This window comes from Dyella sp., from assembly GCF_035685805.1.
In the GTDB taxonomy this organism is placed as follows: domain Bacteria; phylum Pseudomonadota; class Gammaproteobacteria; order Xanthomonadales; family Rhodanobacteraceae; genus Dyella_A.
Genome location: NZ_DASSAB010000015.1, coordinates 39,942 through 62,576, shown reverse-complemented (window position 1 = coordinate 62,576; position 22,635 = coordinate 39,942). Strand labels below are relative to the sequence as shown.

Below are 22,635 nucleotides of genomic sequence, written 5' to 3'. Positions count from 1 at the left end.
TCGTCAGCCGCCCATCCTTTCGGCCAGATAGTCGCGGCTTTTTTCCAGGTCGCGATAGATCGCACTGACCGGGGGCTCCTGCTCGACATAACCAGCCACAATGCGTGCGTCGGCGGCCGCTTCCAGCACGGCCTTCCAGTCGATGACGCCGCTGCCGACGGCACAGGTCGTGTCGTCGTTGTGCGTCGTGCCCAAGGTCGGCTTCCGGGCCAGGTCCTTCAGGTGCAGCAGCCGGATGCGATGGCCGTGCTGGCGGAGGACAGCGGCTGGATCACGGCCGCCGGCAGCCGCCCAGGCGCAATCGAGTTCGAAGCTCACCAAGGACGGCTCGGTGCGCTCGATCAACAGTTCCCACCCGACCGCGCCGTCGTACGTGGCGAACTCGAATGGGTGATTGTGGTACCCAACGCGCAAGCCCGCCGCCGCGGCCTTTGTCGCCACCATGTTCAGCTGGTCGGCGTTGCGCTTCCAGGCTTCGCGCGTCATCGCCTGGCGCATGGCGGGAATCCAGGCGACACCGGCGGGCAACGGCCCATCCGGCTGCGGCGCGGAACAGACAAGGTAGTCGGCGCCCAGGTCGCGAACCTGCGCCACCGCGCCCGCCATGTCTTTCATCAGCTCGGTCATCGACACATGCGCGGAGCCGCACACGAGGCCCGCTTCATCCAGGGCCCGGCGAAACGCATCGGGAGCCAGGCCATGAAGCGACGCCGCCTCCACCTGCCGATAGCCGATGCGCCGGATCGCTGCGAGCGCGGACGGCACATCCTTCTTCATCTGCGCATCGACCGACCACAACTGCACGCCGACCGGAAAATGCGCCGGCGCGCCGCGCGCCGCACGCCCAGCAAATGCCGCCCTGGTCAGGGCCGGCCCGCCCACCAGCGCCACCAACCCGAACCCCAACCCAGCACCGACGAAATCACGTCGCGACTTGTCCATCGTTCGTCCTCGTTGTGGTACCGGTTCGAAGCCGCGGAATCAAAAGATGCTCTGCCTCGCCAGGGTCCGCCGCACCTGATGATTGCCAGGTGCGATCGGCGCACGACAAGCAACCCGGCTGCAACGCGCTTTCGGCGAGGTCGAACGTACCGCCGCGCGGGACTGGTGACCATATCAACCGAACGAATCGGCGTCGGCTCTTTGTCCATTTGCGACAGGTAGATGCGGCCAGCACCTACCCGCGGCCGGCAACGACGCCGATGCTGACGCGCCAACTCAGTGCTGGTCCCCCGCGGTCAGTATCCAGGACCGGATGTGCAAAGCAGCCCACGTCTCGACACGGGTCGTCCCGCTAGTGTGCCGACGTGGCGCTCGCCCACCCGAACGCGCGGCTGCGTGAAACCTGCAGGCGTTGCTAAGTCACCTGGACAACCAGAGCACTCAAACGGCGGTCCAGGCGCCACGTCACTGTAGAGCGTATGGGTGCTTGAACTGTTCGTCGTGCTCCGGAGCGGCGGGATAGCCGGGGTGGAACAAAGCCCGACGTGCCACATGGACGGCACCGTTTATCGTGCACGGAAATGGAAGACGGGTTGGTCTCGCTGGCAGCACGGCACATCGGCGCTGCTGGATGCCAACGCATGCCGACTGGATGAGACCGCAGAACGCGTAGAGTCGCTGGAGGCCAGCACGCGGCCGTTGACCAAAACAGCGGCAACGCCTGGCGTCCTTTGAGCAACCGCTACATCCCAGCGCGACTACCTCATCTGCTTTGCCGATGGATCGAAGTTCCCATTCCAAAAGGGCTCTCCGGGCCCTTCACTGCCTTCAATCGGCGCACCTCTGCGTATCCTCGCGGGGCGGTCCTCAACGAGATTGTCGGCGACTGCTTCGCCTGGTTGCTGGCTGTTGCCTGCGCGGCCTCGCCAGCGAGCGCCTTGTCGACAGCCGCACAAAAAAATGTGCGTGGTCGGCCAACTGCAGGCCGACGGCAGGATTTGGCCTGCGATATCGACGCTGCGGGGACCGCGACCGGGATCGATGGCGAGACAGTCCGCAGGCTTGGCTGTACGAACGCGGCGCGCGAGTCGCTGGGGCTGCTGATGCCGGACGACAGCAGCGGCAACTAGATTTAGGAGCGGAGAGTCTGGCCGCCCTCGGCTCCCGCGAAGAACGAGCCGCCTTTGAACCGCGCACTCAAGAGCGATCAGGAGCAGGCTCCCGAACAAGTGCCAGGTAGCCGCTGTTCCTGCTCCCCCGTATAGCCGCGGATACCAGCCGTCGACCAATCTCTAGCTCAGCCAACTCGCAGTCACTGCCTCCGGCAGATAGAACGACAGCACGCGGGTGGCCTGATTTGTGCGGTTACTGCGAGGCGAGACGGCGCACCCACGGCTGGCTTGGTGTTTTCCCGCGATTTTTCGCCCCGATCATCCCAAAGCCCCTTCATTGCGCAGCTTTCTGCACCCGCGCCGAGATGGTGAAATACCTTTCGGGATATGCGCTGGTGTCCGGATCGTAGTGGGAGAAGCCCATTACCTCACTGCGATCAGGCTGCGCCTTCAGAAACTCGCTCTTCAAGAAGTAACTTTCTTTTTCCTCGAAGGTAGCGGCCTCACCGAAATACAGCATCGCAAGTTGGTGAAACGCTGTGCCGTGCACAGTAAAATTTGCGGCGACATGGGCCGCGTCCCAGTGGCACGTACCCAGCCCGAAGTAGTTTTCGTCCTGCAATGCGTCACGATAAAAATATCCCTTCCAGGTGTCGTCGTCGGTACGTTTCATTGCGAAACTGTAGGCGACATTCGGCACCAACCAGCCCCTGCTGTGGAAACCCTCAGGTACACATTCACTGTTGACAACAAAAGTCAGCTGCCCCGTCACAGACTCCCATGAACCGGGCGCTTTCGCTTTCGCGATCAGCTCATAACGCTTCAAAGGATGCCGGGTTTCTCTCGGGTGATCAGGATCGCCGTGGGGAGTTCCTTTTTTAGCTGTTCTTGATTTGCCGTCGGCTCGCGACGTGCCATTGACCTTGCGCGCATACACTTCGTCACTTTGAAACGCCGCATCCATCAACACGCCCATGAGCAACGCCCTGGACTCGTTTTTTTTGCCGAGAGCACACAGGTCCAGCGCCTTTTGAATCGTCGGACTTTCGCGCTCGACCACGGCGCCATCAATGTTTCCGCTCTCCAGCATCTCCTTCATTTTTGATCTCAACGCAACAAAGTCTTCCGATCCGTAACAGGCCATGCGGGGATGTGATTCGGAATATTTGCCAAGCAAATAAAGGCCGGTGATCGAGACCACGAGAAGAGCCAAGACCACGCCAGCACCCATAAAAAGGTGACGAATGAGTTTCTTCAATGTTCGATCTCGATCAGCAAGTCGGCTTTGGAGGAGGACAGGCTGGGGTAGCCCTGCGCTCTTGGAGGCCATAAAAGGCACACGATCCTCGCACAGGGATGTTCGCCAGAGAAACCGCAGCGATGTATCAATCCGCTCAAACGTGAGACAGCGCACTCGATACGTCGGCGCGCCCAGTCGACGCCCGCGCGGCGTGCGAGCTCAAGATCTCCCGCGACCCGGCGCTGCCTACGTCCCGACCGATGACTTGCGCGACCCGAAGCTGATAAGTGCCGACATCTGTTACCCACGGCGACACCGGCGGTGCGGTTTCAGGCTCACCATCCGACAGTGTCTTACCTACAAGTAGAGGCCACCCAAAGCCGCGTACGTGATTGACATCGGCCCGTTCGGAGGCAACCCGCCCGCGTCACGCACCGGACAAAACGATTGGAGCCGATCTCCGCAGAGGCGCAGTCCGATCCATTTTTTTTCTGACACCATTCCCCCGGGTATCTAGCCAAAGCACTCCTTGAGCCGCTCAGGCACTTTCGCCATCATCCGCTGAGTGCCCGCACCAGCCGGCGCTCGATCGGGGGCCCGCATTCGCGGCCTCGGCACGCAAGGGGGCGACAATGAAAGGGATTTTGCGCCTGGGCTGCCTGGGCATCCTTGGTCTGCTGGCATCGCAGGCATGGGCGGACGGCTGCCGCTTGGGGGCCTACGGCACGCTGCCGGTGGAAATGCTCGATGGTCAGGCCACGACCATGGCGAAAGTCAACGGCAGCGATACGCGCTTTGTCCTCGATACCGGGGCCACCTACAACTTCATGTCGCGTGCCAATGCATTGTCGCTGGGGCTCAGGTTGCGGCCGGCACCGTTCGAGCTGCGCATGGAAGGTTTGGGAGGCTCGGTCGGCGTTGATGTCGCCGAGGTCAAGTCGTTCGGGGTGCTCGACACCACCTTCAAGCGCGTGGCTTTCATCGTTGGCGGCACGGATCTGGGCCATGGCGTGATTGGGGCCAATCTGCTCGATGTCGCCGACCTGGAGGCCGATCTCGCGCACGGCAAGCTCACCCTTTTCAAGCCGCACGACTGCAAGAACGCCGCCATGGCGTACTGGACCAAGGGCGCCAGTTCCGAAGTCGTCGACATGGACTCGCCCGCCGCCGAGCGGGATCAGCGCACGTTTGTCAAAGTGACCATCAACGGCAAACGGCTGCGTGCCCTGCTCGATTCGGGGGCCTACGCCACCTCGCTCACACGCCGAGCCGCCGAGCGCGTCGGCATCGACCTGAAGGAATCCGACGCCACGGATGACCACGCCATCGGCATTGGCGGCAAGTCGGTCAAAACCTGGATAGTCCCCATCGACGCTTATTCTGTCGGTACGGAAACCATCCAGCACAGCAAGATGGTGGTGCTGGATGAGGACATGGGCGATACCGACATGCTGCTCGGCGTGGATTTTTTCCTCGCCCACCGCATGTACATCGCCAACAGCCAGAGAAAGATCTATTTCACCTACAACGGCGGGCGGGTGTTTTCCTTTGCCGAGGCACCGGACGACAAGGGCAAGTCCGGTGCCGACGGCGCTGCTGGCGTCAGCACCGCCGCGCTTGCGACCGCACCCGAGTACGCGCGGCGTGGTGTGGCGAACCTGTCGCGCGGCAAGCCGAAGGCCGCCATCGCCGATCTGGACCAGGCGATCGCCCTGGCACCCGATCAAGCTGACTACTACGCCGCCCGCGCCCGCGCGCATGCAGAGAACGAGCAGCCCGATGCGGCGCTCACCGATCTGGACACGTCGCTCGGCCTGGACCCGAAGAACGTCGACAGCTTGCTGCTGCGCGCCGTCATGCGCCTTGCGCACGAAAACCTTGCAGGGGCGACTGCCGACGTGACCGCGGCAAGCGCCCTGGCACCCGCAGGATCAACGCAGGCACGCTTCGTGGCTGAGCTGTACGTCGAACACCTGAATCAACCCGCGGCAGCCCTGCCCATTCTCGACGAGTGGATTCGCATGCACAGGAGTGATGCGATGCTGGGCTGGGCGCTCAGCGAGCGCTGCCGGGCGCGCGGCCTGAGCAACCAGATGCTGGACGCGGCACTGAAGGATTGCCGCAAGGCGATTCGTCGCGACGGCGAACAACCGGCTTACCTCGACAGTCTCGGCCTGGTGCAGTTGCGACTCGGCCACGATGCAGATGCCATCAAGGCGTACCAGCAGGCGCTCGCCCAAAAGCCGAAGTCCGCGTGGTCACGCTATGGCCTGGGCCTGGCGAAGATCCACAGTGGCCAGACGGAAGCAGGCCGCGCGGATCTGGCGGCTGCCCGCGCGCTCGATCCGGACATAGCGACACTGGCCGCGAAGTATGGACTGGCGGCGGCCGCGCCCTAGGCACGCAAGCAGGCAAGAAATCAGGGGGACGGCCTCACATGAAAGTTCGTCAGCAGCCCTTCGGCGAGCACCACCCCATTCTTTCGTTCCTGCTGCTGCCGTTTCTCGTCGTTGGCGCTGCCGTCGCGGGTCTGGTGGCGAAGCCCCGTCGGCGCGCTCCAGGCGACGTGGCCTCCACGATCCGCGCATTCGTGGAGGGCACCGGCAGTCACAGAGAATGGGATGATTTCATCTGTGGCGGGCGTATTGCCGACCCAGCCCTGGAGAAGATCCGGGCAAGATGTGCGGCGCTCCCGCGAGAGTTTCCGCCGCAACAGTCCGGCGAGTACTGCGGTAGCGAAGGGGTCGAGCTCATGCGGTCGTTTGTTGCGCAACTGGCCGCGCGGTGAGGCTTGGCACTTTCAAGCCGACGCCGCTTTGCGGCGCGGCTTCACCCAGGTGACGGGGCGCGACGACGTCGCGGATGTGACTGGTCACGTTCCTTCCAGGTGGATGGTCGCCTCCAGCTGCCTGCTCGTCGCATCTGGATCACACGATCACAAGCCGCCCCGGCAGCACCAGCACAAGGCAGCCACTGGCCTCTCACGCGTGTCGATCCAGCCGGCGCCTGATCGTCGTACAGCGAGAAACTAGCCGTCCGGAGTGCACCCATGGCGACCCGAAAGTCAGCAAAGCCTGCGCAGTCGGCGGCCGCCAATGCGCGCGGACCCGGCACGCAAGGTACCCCTGCCGGCATAGCGCTCCCCGAAGCCATGAACGGCAAAGCGAGCCAGGCCAGGGCAGCCGTCGGCGACAAGCCGGTGTTCGCCTACATCGCCAGCCTGCCGCAACCGCAGCGCGGCATCGCCGAACGCATCGACCAGCTCGCCGCCGACGCCCTGCCCGGCCTGCAGCGCAGCGTGAAATGGGGCATGGCGTACTACGGCGTGGGCGACGGCTGGTGCTTCAGCTGTGGCGCCTTCGCCGGCCACGTGAAGCTGATGTTCGTCAACGGCATCACACTGGACCCGGTGCCGCCGGTGACGCCCGTGGCGATGGGCAAAGCCACTCGTGGCGTGGAGCTGGTCTCGCTCGAGGACATGGACGAACACCAGACCGTGGCGTGGATGCGCCAGATCACTGCGAAGCCGGGCGTGGGGAAGCGGCCGACCAAGAAGTGAGGACACGAGGCAGGCCGCTTCCCACGCTTTGCGATGGCGCTCGCGACTAGCCAGGTCAGTCAGACTGCCTGCCGCCCGAGCAGGGCCGGATTCACCTTGGCAAGCCCCCTTTCATCCGGATGCCGTCAGCGGCGCGGATCTGGTCGATGCTCAACGCCTCGCTTTCGCTCATCGGCGGCAGGCCGGCCTTCTGGCAGAAGGCGATCATGCGCGGCTCGTCGCGCAGGCGCAGGATGAGCGGATCGGCCAGCAGGAACAGCACGTCGCGGGCCGGCGCACGCTGCAGCCATGCCACGGTCTGCTCCGCGTCGCCGCGCAGCGCGTACGCCTGTGCGATCAGGTACGGGCTGGTTTTCTCCCAGAGCTTGTCGGCGAGCACCTTGCTCAGCGCGGCATCCGCCGCCGCTCGATCCGTGGACATCTGCATCGCAATCGCCAGGTTCATCTCCCGCCACGGCGCAGGCTGGTTGCGGGCAACCTCTTGCGCGGCCTGGAGATCGCCGCGCGCGATGGCGACATACATCAACTCGTGTGGCAGCGATGAGGTCGACTGCGACAAGCCCCTGGCGATATTCAGGTACTTGGTCGCCTGGTCCAGCTGACCCGTCGCCACGAGCAACTCGGCGTATCGGTAATAGTTGACCGCGAACAGCGGCTCGATCGACACGAGACGCTCGCGCAGGTGGATCGCCTCGTCCAGCTTCCCGATGCCGCCCAGCACATAGCCGCAGCCGTTGAGGACCATGCCATCGGCCGGCGCCAGTTGCACGGCGCGGCGGCACTCGGCCAAGGCACCCCGGTGATCAAAGCCGTAGAACGCAAGGTAGGCGCGTGCCGCATGCGCCGAGCCCAGCCCGGGCGCCAGCTGCAACGCCCTGTCTGCCGCCACCCGCGCCTGACGCATGTGCTCGCTGGCCACCGCGGGGTCTTCGTCAGCGAAAGCGGCCGCCGTGCTCCATGAGCCGGAAAGGTGCGCCCAGGCCACACTGTAGGCCGGGTCGAGCTGCACGGCCCGGGTCATGTACTCGGCGGCCTGCGGGAAGTCCTGATCGTGCCAGTACTTCAGGCCTCGCAGATAGGCGTTGTAGGCATCGATGTTGCCGCTGGGCGGGCGGTCACTCGGCCGCACGGCCGTGTCCGGCGACAGCAGCTTCACCTGCAACGCATTGGCAACGGCCTGAGCTATCTCGTCCTGCAGGGCGAACAGGTTCTTGTACGGGCGATCGTAATGCTCCGCCCACAGCGTGCTGCCGTCGGACGCCCTGGTCAGCGAGGCATTCACGCGCACCACGTCGCCGGCGCGCTGCACGCTGCCGGCCAGCAGGTAGGAGACACCCAGCTTGCGGCCGATGGTGGCGCTGTCGTCCTTGCTGTCGCGAAACCGGAAGGCCGACGTGCGGCCGATCACCTTCAGCTCGCCGAACCGGGACAACGCGTCGATCAGGTTCTCGGACAGGCCGTCAGAGAAGTACAGCTGCTGCGCATCGTTGCTGGCGTTGACCAGTGGCAGCACGGCGATGCTGCGTTCCGGTGCCTGTGTCGCTGCCGGTGTCGAAAGGGACAGTGAGCGCGACCACCAGACCCAGCCGGCGAAAGCGAGCACTGCCAACAGCGGAAGCAGCCACAGCGCGGTGCTCGCCATGGTGTGCCGATCGCTGGCACGCCGACGCATCGGCCGCTCCACCGGCACTGCCGGCGCTTCCGGCGCGGGCGCCTTCGCGGCTTGCGGCGGTGCATCGGGCGCGGGTCCGGGCAGGTCGAAACGGTAGCCCACGCCATGCACGGTATGCAGGTAGCGCGCGGCCTGTGCGTCCTCGCCGAGTGCATGCCGCAGCAGGGTCATCACCCGGTTCAGCACCCCAGGCGTGATGCTGCGGTGGCCCCAGACCGCGTCGAGGATCTCGTCGCGTGTGAAGACCCGGCCGGGCGCGCTGGCGAGCAGGGCCAGCACGGCGAAGGCTTTGGGCTCCAGCGGCTGCTCGACCCCGCTGCGCAGCAGCCGCTGGCCCGCGAAGTCAATCGTGGACTCGTCGAAGGCAAGCGGGCGGCGCGCGGACGGATCCATGGCGGTCCTGTGGCGGGCGAAGCGCTCCCCCGGGGAAACCTTGCGCTGAGGGCAGCCCCAACGTTTTCCCAAGGATTCCAAGCAAAGTCCAGCGTTTTTCCAACGGCGGCATCAAGACCCCCGACGCCGCCTGCCCGAGCCTGAGCGCACCGGCATCCGCCGGCATGCACTCGGGGAGCTCACCATGAACCGCCGCATCCGCTTCGCAGCCGCCGTGCTCGCGGCCTGCAACGCACCGGCCTTCGCCCAGGAAAGCGCGACGACGCTGCCGTCGGTGCGGGTCAGCCAGTTCGTTGCCGACTGCACGGCCCCGCGCCTGCCCACTCAACGCCAGGTCAGCGCGTGGACCGGGCTGCACAACTTCGGCCAGGTCTACGCCGCGCGCGAGCGGCTGATGGCCGGGATCGGTCGCGCCTGCCAACGGCGCGGCGTCGATCGCGTGCAGGTGATGATGCATCCGCTTGCGCAAGGCGAGCCGCGCATTGTCGCCGTGGCGCAGCAAGCCCGCTGAGCGACATCCCCTTCCGCGTCAGCCCACGTCACCCGCAAGGAGATACGCATGAACCGCAAGTACCCGCTGTCCGCCATGGCCCTCGCCGTCATCCTGTCCGCCACGGCTTCCGCCCATGACCCCGGCCACCATTACGGGCCGTGGGACAACCCGGTGCCCGCACCCGGCATCAACACCGCGGCGGCCGAAGGCTGCCCGATCGAGTCACCCAACGGGCGGCACCTGTATTTCATGTCCACCCGCAACGGCGGCCTGGATATATGGCGTGCCACGTGGGACGGCTTGATGCGCAACTGGGACAACGTCACCAACCTCGGTGAACCGGTGAACTCCCCCACCGCCGCCGACTATTGCCCGACGCCGCTGCCCGGCGGGTGGCTGCTGTTTGTCAGCTCGCGGCAGAACGCCGACGACTGCGTCGGGTGCAAGGCGGTGCCACCGCCGCCTCCGGGCAGCCCGCCGGCCGGCGACCTGTTCCTGACCCGCGAGCACCACGCGCACGAGCATGGGCCGTGGTGGCATCGTCAACACCGCTGGGCAACGCCGGTGAACCTCGGCGGTTATGCCGACGGCGGGCCGAATACCAAAGGGTCGGAATACAGCCCGTCGGTGGTGACCACCCGCGAAGGTACCTTCCTGTACTTCTCCAGCGACGGCTATCCCGACAGCAAGAGCCACGACATCTACATGAGCCGCCTGCGCGCCGACGGCAGCTTCGGGCCTGGCGTGCGCGTGGCCGAGCTGAGCAGCGATGCCGCCGACCTGATGCCGAACGTGCGCCGGGACGGGCTCGAAATCGTGTTCAGCAGCAACCGCGCCAGCGCCGATCCGCGCAACCAGGACATCTGGTACGCCACGCGCCCGACGACCCACTCGCCGTGGACGGTGCGCGGCCCGATCGACAACCCCGCCGTCAACACCACGGACGGTGCGGAGACCCGCGCCACGCTGTCCGCCGACGGCACCCGCCTGTATTTCGGTCGCAAGCACTTTGCGCAGGTGCCGGCCGACCCGGGTGACGTGTACGTCAGCAGGCGCGTCAAGTTGCACTGGGGCGGAGGGCACTGAACTTTGCGTTAGTACCGTCTAGCGTCAAGAAAAGGGGGCGTGGCCACTCGAGTTGGACGCCCCTGGTGACTGCCTTCGCGGGGGCCACCGGGGTTAAGGGGCTGCAAAGGCATTTCATTAGCCAATTCCCCGCCACTCATCGCCGGTTGCTGTTCAAAAGACTGTAAGTGAACCTGCCCCCGTTTTGGAACCTGACCCCGTTTTGGAACACGTTCCGGCGCTCCGGCGCCGTCTGCTGCAATCGCTTTAGACTCTCCAGCGCCGAAAAAAGGGACGTGGCCAATTAACCCGCCGCTTCGGAAGACTTGATTCCTCCTCGCCAGCGCCGCGCCCTTCCAAGTCGTCTCGATCACTCGGTTCGTCCTCGCGCCGTTCCCTTACGCCGATCCCCGAGCCCGCTCACGTTCCAGGCCGCCGCCCGATGATAGGCTCCTGCGCCTCGGAAGTCAGGATCGCAAGGATAGGAGCCGCAGCATGCCGACAATCAGAACGTTCACCCTCCCGCTCGCCTTGGTACTTATGGCTCAGGCCACCGTCGCGACCGCAACGGACAGCAGAAGCCAGGACATCAAGCGCCATGCCCCGCCGGGCATCACCGACACCTTCTATACCTGTGTCGACAAGGCCGACTCCGACACGAACGCTGCCGCCAATTGCCTGACCGACGAGCAAGCACGCCAGGACAAGCGCCTCAACATTACGTACAAGGCCCTCCTGAGCAAGCTCGACCCCAAGGCCAAGGATCAACTGATCCAAGCCGAACGCGCCTGGCTGAAGTTTCAGGACGCCAACGGCGTGCTGGAGAGTTCTGTCTACGGCAGCGAAGCCGTCGGCAACCTACAAGTTACGGAAAATGCACTCTTCCGCGTCTGCGAGCGCGCCAATGCGCTGGACGACTACCTGTTTGTGGTGAACCTGCAGTAATCCCCTCCCCTGCCTTCAAGGACGAAGACCATGCCCAACCTCGATACGCACGATGTCGATGCCATGTCCGGCGCCACCTATTTTGTGGTGGGTCGGGGAACGGAAGGCGGCCCGGCCTCTTACCGCTTGAGCATTGCCGGCATCACCGTCGGCACGTCCGATCCGAACTGGGGTCACGCCGACCGGATCAAGGCGAACGCCGGCTATTCGATCGGAACTATCCAGGTGGATCTCGGCCAGCGCGGCACCTGGGCCTTGGGCGCAACCGATGACGCCGCGCTCAAACCGGGAGAGAGCACGTATGTGGATGCGATCATTGGCCAGGCATCCGCCTATGCCAAAGCGCATGCCCTCCCCTTCACCCAAGACCATGCGCAGCTGCACGCCGATCTACTCAGCCACGGCAACGGCAAGAAGCACCGCGGCACCCTAGCCTTCATCGACACGGGCACCCGCGACAGCATCAATGCGTGGGCATCGTCCGAGGAGGGGGAAAAGTGGATACACAAGAACATTGACTACCCACAAGTTAAGAACGCCACGCAGACCGCGATGGACATGCTCGACCAACACGGGAAGAACATTCCGGAAGATCACCGTCTGGAGGCAATAGCCATCCTGGCAAAGACGGCAAACCAGATGCCGGGAGCGTTGAAAACCTACGAGAAGGTACTCAAAGACGGCGGCAACTACAGCGATGTGCTCACCACCGCCAACAACATCCATCGCAGGCTCGACTGGTACGACGCACCCAAGGCCGCGGCCATCGCCAAGCAGTACAAGGAGGCGCACGAGAACCCGACAGTGGCCGCCGCCATCGACCGCGCACATACAAAGGTGCGCGACGCCAACTTCAACCCATTGAAGTCGGCCAACGACCCGGACATCGAGCAGGCGCTGAAGGCCATCGGGCAAGGGCATCGCAGCCACCACCATACGGTGCTGCACCAGGGTTCGCATGGCCAAGCGGTCGTCGCCCTGCAACGCGAACTGGCCGCACTGGGCTATCAACACAAAGGCCGCCCGCTGAAGGACGACGGCGATTTCGGCCCAACGACCCGCGCCGCAGTAGAAGACTTCCAGCGCAGACACGGCCTCGAGCACGACGGCAAGGTGGGCAACGACACCGCCACTGCCCTCAAGCAGGCCGTCTTGCAAAAGTCCGCCCTCACCGCACTCACCCTCGACCAATCCGAGCACCCCGGCCACCCGATGTTCCAGCAGGCGCTGGCCGGCGTGGGCCAGCTGGACCAGGTACAAGGGCGCGTCACGGACTTCCGCAGCTACAACCTCTCCGGCGCGCTGGCCGTGGCGGCACGCAAGGAAGGGCTGGAGCGGATCGACCAGGTGCTATTGAGCAAGGATGCCTCGCGCGCCATCGCCGTGCAGGGCGACCTTCACTCGCCGCTGCGGCGGTTCGCCGATGTGGATGTGGTGACCGGCGTCAACACACCACTGGCGCAGAGCAGCACGGACTGGGCGCAGTTTCAGGTGCCAGGAATGCAGAACGTGCAGGCGCCCGCGCCGTTGATGCAGTCGGCGGATGCGCAGGTAGCGCAGCCATCGATGCAGCGGTAAGAGAGAAAGGCCGGCGATGCCGGGCCTTTCTGCAAAGTTGAGGAACCCATCAGTTGCTCAGGCCGCCTCGGCATCCCTGTGCAAATCACCCGCTTCCTGCAGCCGCCGATGAAGCGACACGGCGCTGAGATCGAACCCGTTGGGCCACGCCAACGCGCCGAGCTCGATGTAGTACTGCGCGAATGCCTGAGGGTCGCGAAGGGGAGCCGTCATCTGGGTATTGGCTTCGATGAACGGGGCGAAATCGTAGGTGCCTGCGGTGCCGTCGGAGAAGCGCAGCAGCAGTCGATAGTCGCCTTTTTGTTCCACAGCTTTGAGCTTAATCATGGTCGGCTCCCGGGATGCGGCTGAGCGGTTGCAACGCCTGCGCTTTCGTCCAATTCTGCTCCAGCGACTGGCGATGGTCGAGACACCACTGGCGAACCAGCGCCAGCGCGCGCCGAGGCAGTTCACCGTCCATCAGCGCGCCATCGGCGATGGCGACCAGAGCTTCGTGTCCTTGGTACTCGACGTGAATGTGCGGCGGCGAATGATTGGCAAAGTACCTGCGTACATAGATGCCGAAGAAGGTCGAGATGACGGGCATGTTGAGGTCCTTGCGGTAGGCGGCGTCCTGCTGGCCATGTCGGCCGGCTGCCTTCCTCACCGTGCCCTCTCCCCGCGCGCGCGCGGGAGAGGGATCGCGCTCGCGCCCTTGTAGGCGTTACATGTTCCTGCGGTACTCCCCACCCACGTCATACAACGCATGGCTGATCTGCCCCACGCTATGCGTCTTGACCGCCTCCTTCAAAGAAGCAGGGGGCAGAGTCGACTCTGGATGCCAATCAGTGCCAGTCAGATGAAACCGCCGCACGCGCGGCGGTGCTGGAAGGCCGGATTCGATGACAGCCGCCGGTTCGCATACTTTTGAAAGACACGACCAGGAAAAACATGGGACGCACCCACCCCCGAACAGACTGCGTCGATCAAAAAGCTGGTCGGCATCCTGCAGTGCGAATACGGGCTCGACGACCATGACATCTGCAAGCACGACACCATCTCGTACAAAACGCAGGGCCAGGATTACGGTCTGTGCCTGCCTGATACCGCTGCTGGTCGCGTGCAGCAACCCACAGGCCCGACCCGCTAGCGCGGGCGGCCACAACGAGGCGGCCGCGACAGACATCGTTGTCGAGAGCGTTGGCGCGCCGGTCTACGTCCCAGCGCTTGGGAAGACGGGTGATCCGGCGATGGCCGCTTCCTGCCGGGCATGGGTACTGGACCGCCACCAGGTGGCTCGCTTCTTCGCTGCTAGTCGCGAATATCCCGACGGCTTTGGAGACGCGTTCTACTCGCTGCCGTGCACGATCAGCGGCGAACTGCGGGCCGAGGGCAGGATTTGGACGTACGAGATCAACGCCGCGGCGACCGCAACCTGGACAAGCGGCAAGACTCTGCGCAGGTTCGGCTGTGCGGAGACGGCCTGCGAACCACTGGTGCTGCTGATGCCGGATGGCAACAGCGGCGATTGAATCCCGTGGGCGGCACGACGGGGCCAGGCTCGTCCGAACCCGTCAACGTCGCTAGGCCGGCAGCTCGACGTTGCGCCCGAAGCCATGAAGGGAGAGCGCGCCTATCCACGGCGGAAAGATGACCGCGTTAGCAGACAGAAACAGCACAGAAGCAACGGCGCGAGTCGAAAATCCCAAGCGATAGGGCCGAGCCAGTGCACTCTGACACCCAGTCTTTGCCCGGTGGCAGGACATTGCATTGCAACCCCATTTGCTGATCTCCGCGCCTATCTGCCAGGGAGCCTATGGCCTCAGGAATTTGATATCCGACGGCGCGCGAAGAGGGACGGTTTGCAGCGTTTTGCCCAGGCGCCCGGTGGCCGGGTCGCGGGCGATCACTGCAATGTGATCCTCCCCCTGCACGGCCACCAGCAGGAACTTCCCGCTGGGATCGATGGAGAATTCGCGGGCCTGGCGGCCTTCGGCGGAGCGCCGTTGAAGCAGCGACAATGCGCCATCGCTGCCCACCGCGAACACGGCAATGTGGTTGTCCGTACCGCGGTTGACGGCATACAGGAACCGGCCGTCCGCAGACAGATGGATGGCGCCAGCTCCCTGGTTTCCACTGAAGCCCGGCGCGAAGAGGTTCACCACATGACGCAGCGTCAGCGCGCCATCGGCCCCCACGTCCAGCACCGCAACCTGCCCCGCCATTTCCAGGGTCAGATACGCGTGCTTGCCGGCCTTGTCGAAAACCAGGTGACGCGGGCCGCTGCCCGGCGGCAGTGACAGGAATGCGGTGGCCGCGGGCTGCAGCGGATGTTCGGCATGGCCTGCGGGGAGGTAGCGGTACGCATACACACGATCCCCGCCGAGATCGGCCACATAGGCAAACTTGCCGTTCGGCGCGAAGTTCACCGCATGGATGTGCGACGACTGCTGCCGAACCTTGTCGACGTGGCTCGCCTGATACGTGGAAAGCTGGGTCACCGGGCGCAGCGACCCGTCGCTGGCAATCGGCAGCACGGCCAGACTGCCGCCGGGATCGGTGTGGACCGAATAATTGGCCACCAGCAGATAGCAGCCATCGGGGGACAGGCTGGCGAAAGTAGGCTCATCACCGAGCGTGGCGACCTGGTTCTGCACCGTGAGCCGGTGCTGTGCGTCAAGCACCAGCGCCGTGGCGCGGCCCACCGCATCGCGCGCGCCCGGCCCATTTTCGTTCACCACATAAACCCGCTGCTGATCCGCGGAAAGCACCAGCCAGGAGGGGTTGTCCAGCCGCAGCTGCTGCCACGGCTTGGCGTCCAGCTTGCCGCTGTCCGTATCAAACCGAAACGCATACAAGCCGGGCTGCTCGCCCGTGGTGTAAGAGCCCACCAGCAGATCGACCGTGGCCGCCGAGGCGACAAACGGCAGCGCGCTTGCGGCCAGCACCATCAGCCGGAACAAAAACAGCATGGGGAATCTCCTCAAAACCTGCAGGCGCATCGCGACTGCCTGGGCGGGCTTGAATGAGCGATGGAGATTAACCGACCGACGCGCCGCAGCGGCAACTGATGCCTGGCCCGCGCCAAGCCCGCGTCCGGGTCAACAAAAGAAGGAGGGCTCAGAGCCGACTTTCCCAAGCGAAGAACCGAGAAAGTGCACTCCGCCCCCCAGTTTTGGAACCCGGGACTTTGGCCACGTCCCCCTTTGCCCCTATTCGTCCCTACCTGACGGCGGGCACCCGCTTCGATCGCAACCACCACGTCCCGCCCCGCGTCGGCAGGGGCCGACGCAAGGGCCGGGTCAGGCTGGCGTCGCAACCACAAGAGGCGCCTCCGGACGCGCGGACCGCCGCCAGGCCGGTGGCACCAGCAAGTGGTGGCGCAACGCCACCCTCAACAGCACGACCGAGACCAGCAAGCACAGGCACAAAGCCACTACCGACGCTTCCGCGCCGAACGCGCCGCCGGTCAGCCAGGCCGGACCATTGCGCACCGAGACCAGCCAGCCATCCGCCGCGAAGCCGGACACAGGAACGCCGTACACCGTGCCCTGCGTGAAGTTCCACGCCGCGTGCAGCCCGATGCAGATCCACAGTGAGCGCGTCAGGAGGAAGACCAGCCCGAACAGGATCCCAGCCTCGATGGCAATGGCCAGCCCCGCCCACAGCGTGGCGCCGGGGTTGCCGATATGCGCGGCACCGAAAAACAGGCCCGAAACGATCAGCGCCGCCCAGCTGCCAAGACCTTCCTCCACGAGGCGGTACAGCACGCCACGGAACATGATCTCCTCGCCCACGCCCGCGCCGATACCCACCATGAGTAGCGCGCTCACCCACTGTGCGTGCGGGTTCACGCCGACAACGCGGTACGCGCCCAGCAGCCAAAGCACCCCGATGATCGCGCTGAACAGCAGCACGCCTGCCGCCAGGCCAGCCAGCAAGCGCGGCAGCGCCGTGCGCGAAAGCAGTTCCTGCGGAGTGCGGCGCTCGATCAGCAAGGTCAGCACCAGATAGGCCGCCAGCGCCGGCACAACGCGCCCAACCAGCTGACCCAGGCCCACCTGCAGCGGCGTGCCGCCGTGCGTCCAGCCCAGGGCATGCATGGAGATGGTTACCAGCTTGACCATCGGCAGGAAGACCAACAGGAAGATCACCAGCCTGGCCAGCGGTGACAGGACCAACCAGCGCTTCCACGCGGGCGCATGGACGGGTGCGACGAAAGCGACCTGACGGTCAGAAACGAACATGAGGATTCCCGAAGAGTGGACGACGGCAGTCTGGCGACCGCGGCAGCAAGGACACAGTGGCATCAGTCACTCCCTGCCTATGGTCACGATGGTGTCGCCGGCCTACTGCGTAGGGACCTGGCGATCCGCGCGGCACCGCGACCGCTACGGGCCGCCAGGCGAGCGGGCGGATCGGCAAGTCAACCAGGGGTCAGTCAAACCCTCGACCCATGGTCGGCACGGACATACCGGCGCCCTGTGGGAATGGCTCTACAAGGCGCACTTAGTCGATTCGCAACGGTTGCGAACAAACCGACGAAGTTGCGCGCGACGGTATGCAGCAACCGCGACAGTGTGCCGACGAGGGAACCGGATCCCGCCTTCGAAAGGCGAACCTGGCCACTGCTTCCGACCATGCCGAGCAAATTGCTTGGACGACAAGGAGTCAGAGCCCCCTCTTCTTCCATCTGACCGGCTTCGGATGGTGCGAGGCGTCAGGGCCTGCGCGTCGACCGCACCACATCCCCGCTGTCGATCTGCCCGTCCGCCACCGGCACGAAGCGGCTGCCGTCGAAGCGCTCCACGTCGGAGAAGTAGGACGGCAGACCTTCGCCCCAGTTGGCGTCACGCTGCAGCTGGTAATGCAGGTGCACCAGGAAGGCGTCGCCCGAGAAGCCCATCTGGCCGATCTGCTGGCCCTGGCGCACGTGCTCGCCCTTCTTGACCGCCACGCTGCCGTTCTTGAAGTGGGCGAAGGTACTGAACTCACCGTGGCCGTGGTCGAGGATCACGAAGTTGCCCAACGGCAGGTTGTGGTTGGCCATGAAGGCCTCCATCGACAGCTTCAGCGCCTTGTGCGACTTGGTGTTGTCGGGCTGACCGTCGGACATCGCCACCACCACGCCATCGGCGGGCGCTACCACCGGGGTCCCGAAACCGTACCAGTCCTCGTTCTTCTCGCCATCGCCGCGGTACATGCGCCCCTTCTCGTCAACGATCACGAAGTCGTAGGCGTAGCGGGTCATGTTGGTGTCGATGCCCAGTGCGGTGGCCATCCCTCCGGTGACGTCGAGGCGCCGGTGGTGCGAAACATAGTCGTGACCGTCATGGATAAAGGTACGACCGGTGACGGGCAGGATCAGCTTCGCGTGGTTTTCGTAGCGCCGCGGGTGCAAATCGAGCGTGGCGAGGACTTTCTCCGAGGTCTCGCCGGCGTCGAGGGCGATGTCCAGGCGCATGGTTCCTAGCGGAACATCCTTGCCCCAGCTGTACAGGGGGTTGAACAGGACCACCTTTTCGCCCGGCTTCACCACGCGGTTGGGCAACGTCAGAATGCCCATGCCGTTGGTGTCGAGCCGGCGCTGGGCCACCATCTCGCCCTTGGGGCCGAGCACAGTCAGCTGGTAACGACTGACCTCGAGTTCCTCGGCCGTGTTGTTGGTCAGCAGCACGTCGAAATTCACGATTTGCTGGTTCGCCCTCACCTCGATCAGGGGCTGGGCAGGTAGCTGAGCCAGGTCGACCTCGCCAGCCATGGCCAAGGCCGGCAGGAGGGCGAGCAGGAGTAGGGCGTACTTCATGGGTTCACCGGACCGGGTCGAAAGGGACGCGACCAAGGTAGGGGGTCGCGGCCCCATCGGCATGTGTCGCCGGGCACTGCAACGTTTTCGTCCGCCGGCGCATCGCGACGCCTGCAAAACAGGAGTCACCATTTCGCCGCCGGGGTCAACAGGCACATAGCTGTCCTTCCCCGGCGTTGCCAAGGAGTAAATGCCCGTCTTGCCGCCGACCACCAGCCGCTGTGTTTCATGCGGCGCCAGGATCGCGCCAGTCACCGTTCTGGTTAGGGCCGCGCTAGCGACCCTTGTCGTTTGCCAAACACTCATCGGTCATCGCGGATACCGTCCAGGTGCGCGTCGTGCGTCGCACAGAGTCTCGGGCTTGAAGCCCACCCTTCGATGGCTCGGTCCGCGTGCGGTCCTGCGTGCAACACGGGTGCCGGCGGTCGCGACCTTTCAGAGTGCTGGCTCGTGTCCAACCCCAGATTCCGGCCTGCGACCGCCAGCGTGATCAACCGAAGGCGCGCGTTGGATCGAACGGCGTGCCCTCGCGCAGCATGTGGTAACAGGCGCGTGCCAGCTTGTGCGCCACCGCCTTGATCGCGACCACGCGGTGCTTGCGGGCGCGCTTGCGGTCGTACCAGCGTCGGATCAACGGATCGAAGCGGATGGCGTGGTTGGCCGCCTCGACGTATGCCCAGCACAGATAGCGGTTGCCGCACTTGCGGTTGCCGTGGCCCTTCCGCTTGCCGTTGGACAGCCGCACGCTCTCGACCATCCGGCAGTACGAGGCGTAGTCGCCCACCGAGGCGAATCGTCCGATGTCGCCGCTTTCCAGCAGGATCGTCATGCCCAGGATCGGCCCGATGCCCGGTACGCTGCGCAGCCGCGCCAGCAGATCCGGCTGCGCGATGTCCTTGCCAATCCACTGCTCCAGCGCCGAGATCTGATCCTGCAGCGTGAGCCACAGCTTGAACTGGATCAGCACGCCGTAGCGCGTGGCCAGATCCGGGAACAGCTCGACCAACTGCGTCGGCGTCAGCTGCCGCAGCGCATGGCTCGACAGTTGCTTGCCGGTGGTACGACTGAAACTGGACTGGATCGAGAGCATCAGCCGCACGGCCTGCCGGACCAAGGCAAAGCGGCGGCGCAACAGGTCACGGGTGGCGCGTTGCTCGCGCGGGTAGATGTAGCCTTCCGGCAGCAGGCCCAGCCGCATCAGCTGCGCCGGGTGAAGGGCATCGGAATGATCGTCGCCGTGCTTGAGGCCGTCGTACTGCGGAACCGCCGTGGTGTTGACCAGACGCACGGCGTAGCCATGATCCATCAGGCCATCGACCAGCCAGTACCAGTTGTAGGTGGATTCCACCGCCACGCCGACCAGCTCGTCACGAAACGGCGCCAGATCAGCCAGCAGACGCGGAAGGTCGTTAGGGAGTCGACACTGCAGCAGCGGCTGGCCTTGGCCGTCCATAACGGCCAACACGCTGTTGCTGGAATGCAGATCGATGGCTGCGTAAAGTGACATGGCTGCCTCCTGTCGCTGGGCGAACGTTGAAACCGTGGTAGTTCCAACGTACCGCCGAGCTCAGGAGGCGGCGACATGAGTTTTCAGAGTGCACTTTCTCGAAATGTCGACTCTGACCCCACCTTTTGTTTCCTCAGAAGATGTGCCCCGCGTGCGAGCTCAGCTGGGCGGCAAGCCATGACCGAAAAGAAGCTCCGGCTTTTACGAGCGGAAAGACGAACCTGACCCCAGTTTTTCATGCACCGCGCACTGCCGACGCAGAACAAGCTCCGTCAGCTCTTGCAGGTATCTGAGATAGTCCTCCTCACGGAAGAAACACGGCTGCCTGTCGTTCCCCCGCTGCACGACGTGCTGGAAAATACCCGGGATATCCAGCCGTGGCTGCCGTGGCATGAGCGCCTCCTTGCCGAAAGCGCCCTGCTTTGACCATCCCCCCCGCCAAGGCTGTCGGACAACCGGGCGCCGCCTTGTCAGGAAAGTGCGCTCTAACCTGGGTTTTGCCCTAACCTGGCGATGCACGACAGGCAGGGCGCCAGGCATGAGCAGCAGCGATGAACTTCTCGACGGGCGCATGAGGGAAGCTGCGTTCCAGCACGTTCGTCTGTTGAGCGCCACCCGCGACCATCTCACCTCTGACGAACTGGCTCAGGGTTTCATTTTCGATGGGGCGCGAATCCCCCTTGTGAACCCTCAGCGCGGCATCTTCAAACCGCGGCAGATGCGCTACTTGTTGTCGATCCGGACGGTATTCCCCCGACCAGGAGCGAAGGTTTGGTACGACGACCAGCGACACGTGCACAGTCAGCTTTACGAGAGCAAAGACTTCGTTGACTACGCCTTCATGGGCACGGATCCCGAGGCAGCGGACAACAGATGGCTGCGCGAGGCATTCGAGAACCGTGTTCCTATCATCTATTTCATCGGCATTGCGCCCGGCCGGTTCACGGCGATCGTGCCCAGCTATGTAGGCGGCTGGAATCGAGAAACACTCAAGGCGTCCATTGGCTTTGGTGATCCGAGCGCCTATGACGAGTCACGCTTTCCCGACACGGAGCCCGCCCGCCGCTACGCACTCCGAACAGTGCAGCAACGGCTACACCAGGCATCCTTCCGTCAGGCAGTGATAACGGCATATGACAGCCGATGCGCGCTGTCCGGCTTGCCCGAACCACTACTGCTCGATGCGGCGCACATCGTCTCCGACAAGCACGAGGTTCTTGGCCAGCCAGTAGTTCCCAACGGCATCCCATTGTCGAAGATCCACCACGCCGCCTTCGATGCACATCTAATCGGCATAGACCCCGACTTTAAAATCCACGTGTCCGCACGGCTGTTGGATCAAAAGGACGGACCGATGCTTGAGGCGATAAAGCAGCTCGATAAGCAAATCATCCGCTTGCCTCCGAGAGCGCAGGACCGCCCCGACCGCGACCGTCTCGCCATGCGCTACGAGGTTTTCAGCACCAGGGCCTAGCACGTCGGAACCCGGCCGTACTAACACGTTTAAGGGAAAAGTGGCATGGCAAAACGCAAGGAAGGTGGCTTTGAGCTCCTCGCATCAATGCGCTGGCCAGTGCCCCTGGCACTCGGGATCATTGGGTTCGTGGGCGTCCGCTATGGCATCGGCTGGCTATTCGGTTCCAGCCAGAACATCTACATCGCCGGCTTGGCCAGACAATTTTCCAGCGATGCCTTCGCACCGTTTGCGTGGCTCGTACTCGGCCTTTGCTGGCTCGCAGCCCTGGTCTCTTACATCGGCCGGAAAGGCCGCCGGCGCCTGCTCGAAACGCAGAACGGCCTGGACAGCCTGCGCGCGCTGAGCTGGCGCCAGATCGAGCTGCTGGTGGGCGAGGCATTCCGGCGACGGGGCTATGCCGTGGAGGAAACCGGACAGGGAGGTGCGGACGGTGGCATCGACCTGGTGCTCCGCAAGGATGGCAAGCTGACGATCGTGCAGTGCAAGCGCTGGAAAACCCAGCGCGTGGACGTCAAGGTCGTCCGCGAAATGTTCGGGCTGCTCGCCCACCATCAGGCTTCGGAGGTAAAGATCATCGCGGTGGGTACCTACACCGCCGACGCGCAGCGCTTCGCCGCAGGAAAGCCTATTGAACTGATCACAGGCGACACCCTGCTCGAGATGGTCCGCAGTGTGCAGACCGCTCCCGCCAACCCGGTGCATCAGGCGAGCGCGCCCGCCGCGCCCGAGAAAAATCCGCCTTGCCCGAAGTGCGGAAAGGAGATGCAGCTACGTGCCAACCGCCGAACCAACGAACGATTCTGGGGCTGCACGTCTTACCCGAGCTGCCGCGGCACCCGCCAGCTAGCTGAAAGTGCACTCTGACCC

The 22,635-nt window shown here is 64.4% G+C and carries 20 protein-coding genes; 11 read left to right on the top strand and 9 right to left on the bottom strand.

Annotated features, from left to right (window positions below; translation table 11 throughout):
- Positions 1-3: 3 nt before the first annotated feature.
- Together VFG40_RS03435 and VFG40_RS03430 are read right to left on the bottom strand one after the other, a co-directional pair.
- Positions 4-942: a sugar phosphate isomerase/epimerase family protein gene (locus VFG40_RS03435; RefSeq protein ID WP_324894925.1), complete on the bottom strand. Its 939-nt coding sequence runs from the start codon at positions 940-942 to the stop codon at positions 4-6.
- A gap of 1,446 nt (positions 943-2,388) precedes the next feature.
- Positions 2,389-3,312: a hypothetical protein gene (locus VFG40_RS03430; RefSeq protein WP_324894923.1), complete on the bottom strand. Its 924-nt coding sequence runs from the start codon at positions 3,310-3,312 to the stop codon at positions 2,389-2,391.
- 614 nt (positions 3,313-3,926) lie between these two features.
- On the opposite strand from VFG40_RS03430, the gene VFG40_RS03425 reads away from it, so the two are divergent.
- The 3 genes from VFG40_RS03425 to VFG40_RS03415 all read left to right on the top strand — a co-directional run bounded on the left by VFG40_RS03425 (position 3,927) and on the right by VFG40_RS03415 (position 6,853).
- A complete protein-coding gene (locus VFG40_RS03425; RefSeq protein ID WP_324894921.1) occupies positions 3,927-5,693 on the top strand; it encodes an aspartyl protease family protein in 1,767 nt (588 codons plus the stop codon).
- Positions 5,694-5,731: 38 nt separating this feature from the next.
- On the top strand, positions 5,732-6,082 hold the full coding sequence (locus VFG40_RS03420) for a hypothetical protein (RefSeq protein ID WP_324894919.1): 351 nt from the start codon (positions 5,732-5,734) through the stop codon (positions 6,080-6,082).
- A 363-nt stretch (positions 6,083-6,445) separates the two neighbouring features.
- The gene (locus VFG40_RS03415) at positions 6,446-6,853 is read left to right on the top strand and encodes a DUF1801 domain-containing protein (RefSeq protein WP_324894917.1); all 408 of its coding nucleotides are present in this window, start codon (positions 6,446-6,448) and stop codon (positions 6,851-6,853) included.
- 91 nt (positions 6,854-6,944) lie between these two features.
- Here the strand turns inward: VFG40_RS03415 and VFG40_RS03410 are convergent, their stop codons facing one another.
- The gene (locus VFG40_RS03410; RefSeq protein WP_324894915.1) at positions 6,945-8,918 is read right to left on the bottom strand and encodes a winged helix-turn-helix domain-containing protein; all 1,974 of its coding nucleotides are present in this window, start codon (positions 8,916-8,918) and stop codon (positions 6,945-6,947) included.
- A gap of 184 nt (positions 8,919-9,102) precedes the next feature.
- On the opposite strand from VFG40_RS03410, the gene VFG40_RS03405 reads away from it, so the two are divergent.
- The 4 genes from VFG40_RS03405 to VFG40_RS03390 all read left to right on the top strand — a co-directional run bounded on the left by VFG40_RS03405 (position 9,103) and on the right by VFG40_RS03390 (position 12,999).
- Entirely contained in the window at positions 9,103-9,429 is a 327-nt protein-coding gene (locus VFG40_RS03405) for a hypothetical protein (protein WP_324894913.1), read from the top strand.
- Positions 9,430-9,477: 48 nt separating this feature from the next.
- Positions 9,478-10,497 (top strand): hypothetical protein, encoded by a 1,020-nt coding sequence (locus VFG40_RS03400; protein ID WP_324894911.1) that lies wholly within the window; start codon positions 9,478-9,480, stop codon positions 10,495-10,497.
- Between the two features lie 474 nt (positions 10,498-10,971).
- Positions 10,972-11,421, top strand: a complete 450-nt coding sequence (locus VFG40_RS03395; RefSeq protein WP_324894909.1) for a lysozyme inhibitor LprI family protein — start codon at positions 10,972-10,974, stop codon at positions 11,419-11,421.
- A gap of 30 nt (positions 11,422-11,451) precedes the next feature.
- The gene (locus VFG40_RS03390; protein ID WP_324894907.1) at positions 11,452-12,999 is read left to right on the top strand and encodes an XVIPCD domain-containing protein; all 1,548 of its coding nucleotides are present in this window, start codon (positions 11,452-11,454) and stop codon (positions 12,997-12,999) included.
- A gap of 57 nt (positions 13,000-13,056) precedes the next feature.
- Here the strand turns inward: VFG40_RS03390 and VFG40_RS03385 are convergent, their stop codons facing one another.
- Together VFG40_RS03385 and VFG40_RS03380 are read right to left on the bottom strand one after the other, a co-directional pair.
- Positions 13,057-13,326: a DUF2442 domain-containing protein gene (locus VFG40_RS03385; RefSeq protein WP_324894905.1), complete on the bottom strand. Its 270-nt coding sequence runs from the start codon at positions 13,324-13,326 to the stop codon at positions 13,057-13,059.
- The gene (locus VFG40_RS03380) at positions 13,319-13,585 is read right to left on the bottom strand and encodes a DUF4160 domain-containing protein (protein ID WP_324894903.1); all 267 of its coding nucleotides are present in this window, start codon (positions 13,583-13,585) and stop codon (positions 13,319-13,321) included. The genes VFG40_RS03385 and VFG40_RS03380 overlap by 8 nt, the downstream gene beginning before the upstream one ends.
- A 427-nt stretch (positions 13,586-14,012) precedes the next feature.
- Here VFG40_RS03380 and VFG40_RS03375 point away from each other — a divergent pair, with 427 nt between their 5' ends.
- Complete coding sequence (locus VFG40_RS03375) at positions 14,013-14,510, top strand: hypothetical protein (protein ID WP_324894901.1); 498 nt, start codon at positions 14,013-14,015, stop codon at positions 14,508-14,510.
- A gap of 282 nt (positions 14,511-14,792) precedes the next feature.
- Here VFG40_RS03375 and VFG40_RS03370 read toward each other — a convergent pair whose 3' ends face one another.
- From VFG40_RS03370 to VFG40_RS03355, 4 genes are all read right to left on the bottom strand, one after another.
- Complete coding sequence (locus tag VFG40_RS03370) at positions 14,793-15,950, bottom strand: lactonase family protein (protein WP_324894898.1); 1,158 nt, start codon at positions 15,948-15,950, stop codon at positions 14,793-14,795.
- Positions 15,951-16,280: 330 nt separating this feature from the next.
- Positions 16,281-17,225 (bottom strand): CPBP family intramembrane glutamic endopeptidase, encoded by a 945-nt coding sequence (locus VFG40_RS03365; protein WP_324894896.1) that lies wholly within the window; start codon positions 17,223-17,225, stop codon positions 16,281-16,283.
- Positions 17,226-17,698: 473 nt separating this feature from the next.
- Positions 17,699-18,784, bottom strand: a complete 1,086-nt coding sequence (locus VFG40_RS03360; RefSeq protein ID WP_324894894.1) for a M23 family metallopeptidase — start codon at positions 18,782-18,784, stop codon at positions 17,699-17,701.
- Positions 18,785-19,274: 490 nt separating this feature from the next.
- Entirely contained in the window at positions 19,275-20,291 is a 1,017-nt protein-coding gene (locus VFG40_RS03355) for an IS110 family RNA-guided transposase (protein WP_324894892.1), read from the bottom strand.
- Positions 20,292-20,528: 237 nt separating this feature from the next.
- Between VFG40_RS03355 and VFG40_RS03350 the strand changes: the two genes are divergently transcribed.
- From VFG40_RS03350 to VFG40_RS03340, 3 genes are all read left to right on the top strand, one after another.
- The gene (locus VFG40_RS03350; protein WP_324894890.1) at positions 20,529-20,717 is read left to right on the top strand and encodes a hypothetical protein; all 189 of its coding nucleotides are present in this window, start codon (positions 20,529-20,531) and stop codon (positions 20,715-20,717) included.
- Between the two features lie 112 nt (positions 20,718-20,829).
- Positions 20,830-21,765: an HNH endonuclease gene (locus VFG40_RS03345; protein ID WP_324894888.1), complete on the top strand. Its 936-nt coding sequence runs from the start codon at positions 20,830-20,832 to the stop codon at positions 21,763-21,765.
- Positions 21,766-21,810: 45 nt separating this feature from the next.
- Entirely contained in the window at positions 21,811-22,632 is an 822-nt protein-coding gene (locus VFG40_RS03340; protein ID WP_324894886.1) for a restriction endonuclease, read from the top strand.
- Positions 22,633-22,635 lie beyond the last annotated feature (3 nt).